The organism is Streptomyces sp. NPDC057253 (assembly GCF_042669125.1).
Taxonomy (GTDB): domain Bacteria; phylum Actinomycetota; class Actinomycetes; order Streptomycetales; family Streptomycetaceae; genus Streptomyces.
The window spans coordinates 159,615-170,338 of the sequence record NZ_JBHUXV010000006.1 but is presented as its reverse complement, the minus strand read 5'-3'; the positions used below and the strand labels follow the sequence as shown (position 1 = coordinate 170,338).

Sequence of the window (10,724 nt, the reverse complement as noted above, 5' to 3'; positions counted from 1 at the left end):
CACCCCCCAGGTCATCGTTTCGACAGGGGGGACCAGTCATGCCGGGCCCGGAGGCCAGCAGCCCTCTTGCAGGACCGCCAAGAAGATAACGGGGGCAACGACGCAGACAGGTTCGGACGTGACGGCACACAGAGTGCACTGCCGCCCCAACCGTCCGCGCACCTGCACAGCCATGAACGAACTGTGCGCCCGGCCGGCTCCCTGGCACACGAGGAGGCGGCTGCCGCGAGCCGGGGGCGGCGCAGCTGGACGGGGCGGGCCCGAGTCCGTAAAGGCGGGTCGGGCACCCGGCGCCATGCGACATCAGCAGGTGCCTGCTGGTGCGACAGGAGCCGGGCGGACGCTTCACCGAGTGCATTTCATCGGGCACGGTGGAAGCGGGGGCCGGGGCGGCGCCGCAGGGTCATGCAGCAGGGGGTGCAATGGCGAGGCGGAGGGGTGCGTACCGCTCGGGCGGGCTACGACGGCCCGGGGGGTGGCGGCTGCTGTATGTGACGGCGTTCGCAGCCGGGGCCGTAGCGGTGATCTTGTCGGTGGTACGGGTCTGGACGACGGCTGCCGTTGCCGTGGGCCTCGGTGCCGCGTTGACCGCTGTGGTGGGCATCGTCGTCGAGCAGGTCAGGTCCCAGGAGCAATGGCCGCAGAACCTGGCCGGGGCGCGCCCGGGCCGGGTGCCTCGTGTGCGGGAAGCCGACGATCCTGCCGATTGGGTGGCGCAGCCTACAGGCCGGGACAGTTGGTCCCAGACGCCCTACGTCGAGCGTGATGTCGATGGGGAGCTGGCCGGCCTCCTGCGGCGCGGCGGGTTCGTCCTGCTGGTCGGAGAATCCGCTGCGGGCAAGTCGCGTACTGCTTATGAGGCGGTACGCAGGACACTTCCGGATCACGCGTGGGTGCGTCCCTTCGCCCGGTCGTGCGTGTCGGTCGCGATGGAGGCGGCCCGCGCGTGCGCACCGAGCGTGCTGTGGCTGGACGATCTGGAGAACTACCTGGGTCCAGAGGGCCTGACGGTGTCACACGTCCATCATCTGCTCAGGCAGCCGCACCCCGCGGTGCTCGTCGGCACGATCCGCAGCGAGGAGTACCGGCGCTACGAGACCCATGAGGGAAGTCGGCTGACCGGCGCCGACCGGGATCTGTGGCGTGCTGAGCGTGCCGTCATCGCCCGGGCCACCCTCGTTCGGGTGGAACGATTATGGTCGCCGGCCGAGCTGCGACGCACCCGGGGTCTTGCCCCGAGCAGGCGCATCGGCGCAGCCTTGCAGGCCTGTGACCGGTTCGGGATAGCCGAGTCGCTGTCCTGCGGGCCCGAGTTGGTGGACCTCTGGAGAAACGCATGGGCCTGCGGTGCCCATCCGCGTGGGGCTGCTGTGGTCACCGCGGTGGTGGACTGCCGGCGCGCCGGTCTGCGCAGAGCGGTGCCGGTGCAATGGGTGCGTCAGGCCCACGAGGCCTATCTGACGGCACGCGGTGGCGCGTGCCTGCGGCCCGAGTCTTTCGAGGAAGCCGAGGACTGGGCGTGCCGGACCGTTCGCGCCACCAGCAGCCTGCTGTCGAGGTCGGCTGACACGGCAGGGCTGACCTGTTTCGACTACCTGCTGGGCAGCGACGGCCTGGAGCCCGTCCCTGATCACCTGTGGGAGACACTGCTGCCGTTGGTCCACGGCGACGAGGCCTACGACCTCGGGCTCGTCGCACACGGCGAACTCCGGCTGCAGCACGCGCTCGTCGCCTTGAACCGGGCCCGGCAGGATCACGTCCCGGGCGCGGACTTCGCGCTGGCCCTGGTGATCGGGGATTCGGGACACCCGCGACGGGCGATCAGCTTGTTGCAGGCCCAGGCCAGAGGCCGAACAGCTCCCCTGTCCGTGCGCCGCCAGCTGGCCCACTTCCAGGGTGTCGCCGGGGACTACGCAGCATCAGCACGCGCGTTCAACGACCTCGTCCGTGAACTGACCCGCACACTCGGAGCCAGCCACCCCGACACCCTGGCCGCCCGCCACGAAGCCGCCTACTACACCGGCGAGGCCGGCTACCCCTCAGCAGCGCTCGCGCAGCTCAAAACCCTCGTGGCGGACCGCCAGCGCGTCCTGGGCGCCGACCACCGCCAGACCCTGGCGACCCGCCGTAGCATGGCCTGGTTCCAGGGCAAGGATGGCCAACTCGACCCGGCCATCGCAGCATTACAGGACCTGCTCACCGACTCCCGGACGATCCTCGGAGCCCGCGACCCGCACACTCTTGCCGTCCGCTCAGCCCTCGCCCAGTTCCGTGGAGAAGCCGGCGACTGGCAACGCGCCGCCCGCGAACTGGCCGACATCGCCGACGACCGCAAGGCCACCCTGGGGCTCAGCCACCCGCACACGCTGACCACCCGACACCAACTCGCCCTTGCCCTGGCGCAATCCGGCGACCGGGAAGGAGCCCACGCGCTCCTGTCCGCTCTTGTGCCGGACATGGCATCCCACCTGGCCCGCGACCACCCGCATCTGCTCGCCGCCCGGATCTCCTACGCCGAGCTGAACCCGCCCGGGAGGAATGATCGAGACTGACCCAACCCCCCACCCGCCGCCACACCTCCGACCTCCGCAGGGGATCCGGCCAGCGGCCGCCTTCCTGAAGCCTGCGCGTCAGGTGTCCGGCACCCAGCAGTTTTCGTGCGCCCTGCCATGCGGCCCGCCCACCTCAGCCGGCAGCCGCAGCAGCCAGCCGTCCAAGGATGCCGAAAGACGGACCGAGTCCGCTCACCGCACCCGGACGGGGCGTGCCCTTGCGGTCTCGGCACTCCTGACACAGAACAGTCACACCCTGCCCCACCGACAGCCAGACTGGCCGCGCGCTCGAGGCACCCAAATGCTCCGCCCGCGGTGATCGTGCGATGCCCTCGTCCCTGTGGCGGCCGCCGGCGCGCAGGTGTTCTGGTGAACGAACCGGTGCAGCAGGCGCTCCAGATCCGCCTGGACAACGCGCGGTGCGGATCCGCACAACCAACCTTGGTGGGCGCCTCACACCCGGCGAGAGAGCGGCGCCAGGAGCCCGTCGCCCGGCCAGAAGGCCCGCTCGGCGACCAGGGAGGTCAGGAACATGTCGATCTTGGTCAGGACGGCGGCGCGCTCCTGCGGTCCGTAGGTGGTGTCCTGGCCGCCTGCGGCGTCGAAAGCGCACACATGAGTGTCCGGGCCGGCGCAGAGGAGGGCGCGGGCGATCTCGGGCAGGCCGAGGCTCAGGGCGTCGCACTCCCCGTGCCGGACGAGCTGGAGGAGGTCGGTGGTGACCGTCTCCCAGTCGCCGACCCACGGCCAGCCGGCGCCGCCGTCCAGTTCATGGGTGAGGGTGGACAGCGGGATGATCTCGCCCGGTGTGCGGTCCTTGGTGAGGCGGTCGTGGATGCGGGCGCCGTCGGGCTGCAGGACGTGGGGGTGGAGCAGGGAAGCGGCGGTGACCACGGTGGTGTTGATCTCCTGGGTTCCCGCGTCGGGGTAGTAGGGCTCGTGCGCGAACAGCAGGTAGACCTCCGTGGAGCCGGCTTCGTCGTCGCGCTGAGTCTGGATCATGGGTCGGTGTCCCTTCAGTAATGAAGTGGCGGGCGTGGGCGACCGTGTTGGCGGTGCCGCTGGTGCGAAGCCGGGCGGGAGCGGGCCCCCTGGAGCGAAGCTCCGGCGGGGCTGACCGGCCTCGCCGGTGGCCGCGTGGGTGCGGGTGCGCTGGAGGAGCTGGGCTACTTGGCCGGCGAGCTGGACCATCAGCCGTTCCCTGTCGATGAGGCGAGGCAAGGCCGTGCGGGTGTCCTGGTCCTGGAGGAGGTCGGCTGCGTCCCACAGCAGGTGGTGGCCGATCTCAGCCGAGCGGCGCACCTCGTAGCGGTCGCTGCCGGCGGCGGCCTGAAGGATGCCGGTGTGCAGGGCGGCGAGTCGCTGCAGGTAGCGGCACGGACCGTCGCCTTCGGCGATGCGGACGTACTCGCGGGCCCGGGCGTCGAACTGGCCGGGCAGGTACTGCGTGAGCAGCGGGGCCAGCAGCACCGCGGGCACCGTGACACTCAACGGGACGCCGCGGCTGAGGGCGAACAGGCCGGCCGTCACACTGATGAGGGCGATGGCCGCGGCCGACAGGCGCAGGGATCCGGGGACGGTGCCCGCGGGAAGGTGCCTGGCGGGGCGCCGGGTCAGCCAGCGCACGGCCAACCGCTGGGCGCGGTTCGCTCCCGGGGTGAGCACGCCGATCCGGTGGGGGATGTCGGGCCGGCTGCCGTCGCCGGGGACGGTCCAGGCGAGCCACCCCCACACGGTGCGTTCATGGACGAGGACGAGTTCGCAGGAGGCCGTACAGGAGTGGCCGCGGACATGCCCGGTGCGCAGAGCGCGACGGCTCTTCCTTTCCCACCGGCCCGCATCGCCGGCGAAGGGGCGCTCGTGGTGTGCGGCCGCGGCCGGCGGCGGTGTGCGGGGCGTCTGTGTCACGGGGTGCTTCCTTCCAGGTGGTCGATGAACGCGCAGGCGCACGTGGTGCAGCGGCCGTCACCATCGGGGCGGGCACGTCGGGGGGTCGGACCCGGGCAGGTGCGGCAGGGCGGCCAGCCCAGGCACGCCGGGCACAGGTCCTCGCCGGGAGCGGTGCCGGGTACGCCGCAACCGGCGCATTCGGTAAGGGCCCGGTAGGTCAGGGCCTCGCTCACCGTGCGCGCGGCCGAGGAAGTGCCTGAGCGCGGTGACGGGTCCTGCCCCGCGGGCGTGGGATGGTGGCCGGCCACGGTCGCGGGCGGCGGGTAGGCCTGGGCGGCTCGCAGGCGGGCGGCGATGATCGCGCCGACCGTGGTGCGCACCGGGCTCGGCAGCGGGCGGTCGCTGATGACGTGCAGAAGCTGCTCACGCGTCCAGCCGGCATCCAGCATCGCGGTGACGATGCGCCCCTGCCCGGCAAGGACCTGCCCGGTCAGCAGCAGCCCGGGATGCTGGGCGCCGATCGCCAACAGCAGCCGCACCCCTGGCTCAAGGACCCCTGGTTCAAGGCCGGCGGGCGCGGGCGGTGTTGTCCGTGGTGCCGGCGGCGCCTCGCCGCGCGGCCGCGGTGCGCGGGCGCGGGGAGGGAGGGCTCTGGTGTCCTGCTGGGTGGTCTTCTTTGTGCTGGTGTTCTTACGGGGCCGGTCAGCCGACGTAGGGTCATCCACCGGTGGAAAACCCGACTCTGGCCGTGACCTGCTGTTGTGCAGGGCGGGCAGGTCGGTGATGACGTAGGCGGCCGCACCCAGGGTGCCGTCCTCGCCGCGCTCGCGCCCCCGCACGAGAAAGCCCTGCTGCTCCAGCTCCTTCAGCCCGCTCCTGATGGCTGACTCACCCTCACGGCCCCGGCGGGCGATGCCGGTGACCGTCATCCGCCAGCCCTCCCTGTGCGTGGAGAGCAACCCGAACAATCCCTTGGCCTTGAACGACAACCCGGCGGCACGGAACAGGCCGTTGGCGACCTGAGTGAACCGGTCGCCCGCCATCACACCCCTACGGATCCCCGCCCCGAACCCGCCGGCATGCTGAGCCTGCGGCGACGCGATCACCGAGTCGGCTTCGATCCGCGTCATGTCCCAGGCGGCCGGGCGGTCGGTGATGCAGTAGACGACCTCACCGAGGGTCCCGTCCGCGCGGCGCAGCCGCTCACGGACCAGATAGCCGTGCGCCTCCAACTCCCGCAGCCCAGCACGGACCGCTTCCCGTCCATCCGGACCCAGACGGACCAGGTCGGCGATCGTCACCTGCCAGCCGTCAGCGTGCGTCGAGACGTACCCGAAAATCCCCTTCGCCCTGAAGCTGAGACGGCTGTCCCGGAACAGCGCGTTCGCGATCTGGGTGAACTGATCCGCCGCCATCACACCCCGGCGGATCCCCACCCCGAAACGGCTCACCACCGTGCCCCCGGCCCCGCCACCGCACCGCGGCCACGGCAACACACCCGGCCCACCCAGGTCGGGCGGCCGGTACTCCCGGACGTGGAAACGTGCAGGTGCTCCATGCCGTCAGCTCACCCGCCGACCCCGACCACAGCAGCGGCCACCAACCCCGACCAACCATCACAATCCCGCAACACAGCCGTCTAGCTGCCATGGTCGGGCCCGTGGTCGGCCCGACCACGCGCCTTCAGCCGGCGCCTGTGCGGGGTGCGCCGCCCGACTGCGCAGCCCCGCACGGCAGTTGCGCAACACGACCGCGCACCGCCGCGCGGGCCGTTGCGCAACACGGCCGCGCAACCGGCCGCGCATCGTGCGCAATCGGGTCGTGCTGAGCAGTTGCGCAGTCCGCCCGGGGCTTCCCTGTCTTTTCGTGCGCAGGTTCGGGTACCGCACTGCGCAGACTCGGCCGCAGCCCACGGCGGCGAGCGTCTGCCCACTCGTATGCGGGGTGGCGACCGCCTGCGCACCGGTGCGCGGGTTCGGCGGCCGTGCGGCAGGAAGGCCTCACCGCGGTCGCCGGCCGCAGGCCCTGTGACGGCCAGGATGCCCCGGCTCCCACCCGCGGCCGGCCCATGGTCGGGCCCGTGGTCGGCCCGACCACGCACCGTCAGCCGGCACCTGCGCGGGACGCGCCACCCGACTGCGCAGCCCCGGGCGGCCCGTTGCGCAACGCGGCTGCGCAACCGGCCCGGCATCGTGCGCGATCGGATCGTGCTGAGCGGTTGCGCAGTCCGGCGAGGCTTCCCTGTCTTTTCGTGCGCAGGTTCGGGTGCCGCACTGCGCAGGCCCTGCCGCAGCCCACGGCGGCGAGCGTCTGCGCACTGGTGTATGGGTCAGGCGGCCGTGCGGCAGGAAGGCCTCACCACGGTCGTCGGCCGCGGGCTGGTGGGGGCCAGGATGCGCCGGCGGGTGCCAGCCCCTGTTCCCGCCTTGCAGCCAACCCCCACCGGGGGCTTCTCTCACCGGAATCTCATGCGCAGCCCATGCTGAACCCAGGAAATGGCCACAGCATGGTCAAGCCCTCAACAGGAGGTTCAGGTTCCGCACGCCGAGGGGCAGGGAGGCACAGTGATGGTCGTGGCAGGTACGCACGTACGCCGCGTGGCGCGCGGGATGAGGAGCCGCCTGCGGAGACTGGCCGAGCCGCCGCCCGCGCCGAGATCAGCCGGGCGCCTCGTACCGGACCCGGTGTTCGTCATCTCCTCCATACGCTCCGGCTCCACGCTGCTGCGGGTGCTGCTCAACAGCCATCCCCAGATCCGCGCTCCGCACGAGATGCACCTGCGCACCCTCTCCGTGGACCTCACCAAGCCGTACACCAAGAAGGCGATGACCGAACTCGGTCTCGACCAGAGCGAGTTGGAGTACCTGCTGTGGGACCGCATCCTGCACCGCGAACTCGTACTCAGCGGCAAACAGATCATTGTCGACAAGACCCCTGGCAACGCGGGCGTATGGGAGCGGCTGCACGAGGGCTGGCCCAAGGCCCGCTACATCTTCCTGTTGCGCCACCCGGCGTCCATGGTCAGCTCCCTGATCAACAACCGCCCGGACCGCGACCTGGCCGCGACTGTGCGGGAGGTACGCATGTATGTCGACGCGGTGGAAGCGGCCCGGGGCCAGCTGGCAGGACTCACGGTCCGCTACGAGGACTTGACCGAGAAGCCGGCCGACGTCACGCGCAAGGTCTGCACCTACCTCGGCGTGCCGTGGACGCCGAAGATGCTCGCATACCGCAAGAGCGATCACGGCCCGTTCGTGCCGTTCATCGGTGACTGGAGCGAGAACATCAAGTCCGGGAAGGTCCAGAAGGCGCGGCCCCTGCCTGCCCCGGAACAGGTACCCGAGGCACTGCGCGACATCACCCGCACCTGGGGGTACCGATGTTGAAGGACGTCACATGCCGCTGCACGTGCGCCGGCGCAACGGTGTGGGTGACAGGGCGAACGCTGGCCGACCGGCGGGCCGCCGCCTACGCGATGGCCGAGCGGCTGACCGCCGAAGGGCGCCGGGTGCAGGTACTGGACCGGGTCGCCGGCCCAGGGCCGGACGCCGAGCGCACCGGCGTGACGGCCGAAGTGCTGGCCCGCAACGGAGTGGTGGCGATCGTCCCGCACACCGCGCACGGCCTGGTCACCGTGCGGGCCCGCCATGAATCCAGTGGCACCCGGTACATCGAGGTGTGCATCACCGGGGCCAAGAACCCCCAGCAGTCCGCCACCACCGCCAGCCACTTAATCCTCGGCCCGCCCGACCAGTGACCCGCACAAACCGCGAAGAAGCAGCCGCCGGGTACGGACCGCTTCCCCGCCGTCAGAGCCCAGGCGGACAAGACCGTCGACCGTCACCCCCCAGCCGTCGGCACGCGTCGAGACGTACCCGGAAATCCCCTTCGCTCTGAACGACAACCGGGGGACACGGAACAGCGCGTTCGCGACCTGGGTCAACCGGTCGCCCGCCACCACACCCCGGCGGATCCCCGCCCCGAAGCAGCCCACCACCGCCCCTACACCCGCCACGCACGGCGGCCACGGCAACGCGCCCGGCCCACCCAGGTCGGGCGGCCGGTGCTCCCGCGCGCGGAAGCATGCACATGTTCCCCGCCGTCAGCCCACCCACCGACCCCGACCACAGCGGCGCCCACCAACCCCGACCAACCCTCACAATCCAGCAACACAGCCCGCCGAGCTGCCGTGGTCGGGCTCATGGTCGGGGCGACCACGCACCGTCAGCCGAAGCCTTGCGCGGGGTGCGCCGCCCGCCTGCGCAGCCCCGGGCGGGCCGTTGCGCAACCAGGCTGCGCAACCGGCTCGGGCATCATGCGCAGTCGGCTGGTGCCAAACGGTTGCGCACTCCGCCCCAGGCTTCCTGAACCACTCGTGCCAGAGCGGCGGCCACCAACCCCGACCAACCCTCACGATCCGGCAACCCAGCCGCCCAGCTGCCATGGTCGGGCCCATGGTCGGCCCGACCACGCACCCTCAGCCGGCGCCTGTGCGGGGTGCGCCACCCGACTGCGCAGCCCCCGGGGGGGCAGTTGCGCAACGCGGCTGCGCAACCGGCCCGACATCATGCGCAGTCGGCTGATGCTGAGCGGTTGCGCAGTCCGCCCGGGGCTTCCCTGTCTTTTTTGTGCGCAGGTTCGGGTGCCGCACTGCGCAGGCCCTGCCGCAGCCCACGGCGGCGACCACCTGCCCACTGGTGTGCGGGTGCGGCGACCGTGCAGCAAGAAGGCCTCACCACGCGCCTCGGCCACAGACCCTGTGGCGGCCAGGATGCACCGGTCCCCACGCGCGGCCGGCCCCTGGTCGGGCCTGTGGTCGGCCCGACCACGGGCCTTCAGCCGGCGCCTGTGCGGGGTGCGCCGCCCGACTGCGCAGCGCCGGGCGGGCCATTGCGCAACCAGGCTGCGCAACGCGGCTGCGCAACCGGCCGGGCATCGTGCGCAATCGGATCGTGCTGAGCGGTTGCGCAGTCCGGCGAGGCCTCCCTGTCTTTTCATGCGCAGGTTCGGGTGCCGCACTGCGCAGACTCTGCCGCAGCCCACGGCGGCGACCGTCTGCCCACTGGTGTGCGGGTGCGGCGGCCGTGCGGCAGGAAGGCCTCACCACGGTCGTCGGCCGCGCGACTTGGGGCGGCCAGGATGCGCCGGTTCCCACGCGCGGCCGGCCCGTGGTCGGGCCTGTGGTCGGGGCGACCACGGGCCCGACCACGGACTTCGTGTCCCCATCGTGACCGTGGTCGGGCCTTCGTGGTCGGTGGTCGGGTCGGGGCCCACGGGTTTCCTCAAGGTCAGAAACATCCGTACTGACCTGGGAGTTCGACCATGTCCACTGGCAAGCAGCCCGCGGAACGCGAGGCCGCCGCCCCGACGGCGGCAGGCGCCCGGCTGGAGGCCATGCGGCGCCGCGTACGCCTGTCCCGCCTGGCCGTCTGGACCGCCATCGCAGCCGGCCCCCTCGCTCTATCCGTCGCCGTCGCCACCGCCTCCACCCCGGCCACGGTCGAGGCGGCCACCCCGGCCACGCCCACCACCGTGGGCACCACAGGGGTAGCCGCCGACCCGGCCGGCTATGCGCAGCTGTTCGTCCACGCGTGGCTGCGCAGCAGCACGGATGACGCCACCAGTGCGCAGGCGCGACTTGTGCAGTCGATGGCGCCGGACGTCGAACTGCCCGACCCGGCTGCGGATGCGGAACCGGCGCCGCAGCTTGTGACGGCGGTGCGCAGCGCGCAACGCGCGCACGGCGCATGGTCGGTGACAGTGGCTGCGCAATACAACGACACAGCGGTGCGCTACTACGCGGTGCCGGTGGCCGCCGATCGCGCGGGCACCTCGTTCACCGTGACCGGCGCGCCCGCCGTGGTGGCCGGCCCCACCCGCGCCGAGGTGCCGAAGACGTCGTACGGGGTGAGAGTCCCGCAGGGTGAACTATCGGCCGCGGTCGGGGAGTTCCTCGCCGCCTACCTGACCGGTGCCGCAGAAGTGGACCGCTACCTCGCCCCCGGCCTGAGCCTGCCGCCCCTCTCCCCCGCCCCCTACACGGCCCTCACCGTGCAGCAGGTGTGGGCCGTCGAGGAGGCCGCGGCCGCCGAACGCGTGCCGGACGACGGCACGAAGGTCCGTGTCCTCGCACAGGTGCAAGCCCGCGACACCGGCGGGCGATGGCCACTGGCGTACCAGCTCACCCTCACAGCCCGCTCGGGACGCTGGGACGTCACAGCACTTGAGTCCGGAACAACCCAGAACGGGGATGCCCGGTGAACACAGTCAACACGGTGAACA

The 10,724-nt window shown here is 71.8% G+C and carries 6 protein-coding genes; 4 read left to right on the top strand and 2 right to left on the bottom strand.

What is annotated here, in order from left to right; all coding sequences use genetic code 11:
• Positions 1–491 precede the first annotated feature (491 nt).
• A complete protein-coding gene (locus ACFULQ_RS05400) occupies positions 492–2,552 on the top strand; it encodes a hypothetical protein (protein ID WP_383538455.1) in 2,061 nt (686 codons plus the stop codon).
• A gap of 453 nt (positions 2,553–3,005) precedes the next feature.
• On the opposite strand, the gene ACFULQ_RS05395 is transcribed toward ACFULQ_RS05400, so the two are convergent.
• Positions 3,006–4,460 (bottom strand): hypothetical protein, encoded by a 1,455-nt coding sequence (locus ACFULQ_RS05395; RefSeq protein WP_383538452.1) that lies wholly within the window; start codon positions 4,458–4,460, stop codon positions 3,006–3,008.
• Positions 4,457–5,893, bottom strand: a complete 1,437-nt coding sequence (locus tag ACFULQ_RS05390) for a hypothetical protein (RefSeq protein WP_383538449.1) — start codon at positions 5,891–5,893, stop codon at positions 4,457–4,459. The genes ACFULQ_RS05395 and ACFULQ_RS05390 overlap by 4 nt, the downstream gene beginning before the upstream one ends.
• A 1,116-nt stretch (positions 5,894–7,009) precedes the next feature.
• On the opposite strand from ACFULQ_RS05390, the gene ACFULQ_RS05385 reads away from it, so the two are divergent.
• The 3 genes from ACFULQ_RS05385 to ACFULQ_RS05375 all read left to right on the top strand — a co-directional run bounded on the left by ACFULQ_RS05385 (position 7,010) and on the right by ACFULQ_RS05375 (position 10,703).
• Positions 7,010–7,828, top strand: coding sequence for a sulfotransferase family protein (locus ACFULQ_RS05385; RefSeq protein ID WP_383538447.1), 819 nt, complete (start codon positions 7,010–7,012; stop codon positions 7,826–7,828).
• Positions 7,829–7,872: 44 nt separating this feature from the next.
• Positions 7,873–8,199 carry a hypothetical protein gene (locus ACFULQ_RS05380; protein WP_383538444.1) on the top strand — a complete coding sequence of 109 codons (327 nt, stop codon included), beginning with the start codon at positions 7,873–7,875 and terminating at the stop codon, positions 8,197–8,199.
• Positions 8,200–9,764: 1,565 nt separating this feature from the next.
• Positions 9,765–10,703: a conjugal transfer protein gene (locus ACFULQ_RS05375; protein WP_383538441.1), complete on the top strand. Its 939-nt coding sequence runs from the start codon at positions 9,765–9,767 to the stop codon at positions 10,701–10,703.
• The last annotated feature ends 21 nt before the right edge of the window (positions 10,704–10,724 follow it).